The organism is Streptomyces katrae, from assembly GCF_000966975.1.
Taxonomy (GTDB): Bacteria; Actinomycetota; Actinomycetes; order Streptomycetales; family Streptomycetaceae; genus Streptomyces; species Streptomyces katrae.
The window spans coordinates 1-718 of record NZ_JZWV01000140.1 but is presented as its reverse complement, the minus strand read 5'-3'; the positions used below and the strand labels follow the sequence as shown (position 1 = coordinate 718).

At 80.6% G+C, this 718-nt stretch carries 1 protein-coding gene; it reads right to left on the bottom strand.

Annotated features, from left to right (window positions below; all coding sequences use genetic code 11):
• Positions 1–25 precede the first annotated feature (25 nt).
• A partial coding sequence (locus VR44_RS07280; RefSeq protein ID WP_045946551.1) for an asparagine synthase-related protein occupies positions 26–718 on the bottom strand: 693 nt, incomplete at its 5' end.

The window sequence follows — 718 nt, the reverse complement described above, 5'->3', positions numbered from 1 at the left end:
TCGGCAGCCCCCGCGGCCTGACCCGCTAGCGGCCCGCCGGGCGCCCCAGGGGGAGCGGGGCGCCCGGCAGTCGGGGCAGCGGGGCCGGCAGGGGCGGGACCGCGCGGCGGCGCGGGGTGGAGGTGCCCGTCCAGCAGGTGCCGCGCCGGGACATCAGGCGGCGGAGCCACAGTTCCATCGAGACGAGTTCCGCCAGCCCGTCGAGCGGCACGGGCCGCCCGTCGGCGGCGTCGGTCAGGGCCTGGCGCACCACGCGGGCCTCGACCAGCCCGGCGTCGGCCAGCAGCGGTGCGTCGAAGAGGGCCAGGAGCCGGGCGAGGGCGGCGCGCAGGCCGAGGCGGCCGGCGGTCTCGTTCGGCCCGGGGGCGGTCACGCCCCAGCCGGGCGGGAGTTCGCGGACCCCGGCGGAGGCCAGGACGCTGCGCAGGATCTCGGCGCGGGCCCCGGGCTGCACGCGCAGGGACTCCGGCAGGGCGCGGGCGGCCCGTACCACCTGGTTGTCGAGGAACGGGGCGTGCAGGCGCTGGCTGCGGACCTCGACGGCCTGCTCGAACACCCGGTGGTCGGCGGCGTGGCGGGCGAGCAGCGCGCGGGCCCGGGCCTCACCGGGGCGCAGGGAGAGCGGGGGGCGTCCGGCGGCGGCGCGCAGGCGGATCGATACTTCGGCCAGCGCCTCTCCGGTCAGCCAGCCGGCGGCCGGACCGGGGCGGGACCAGGT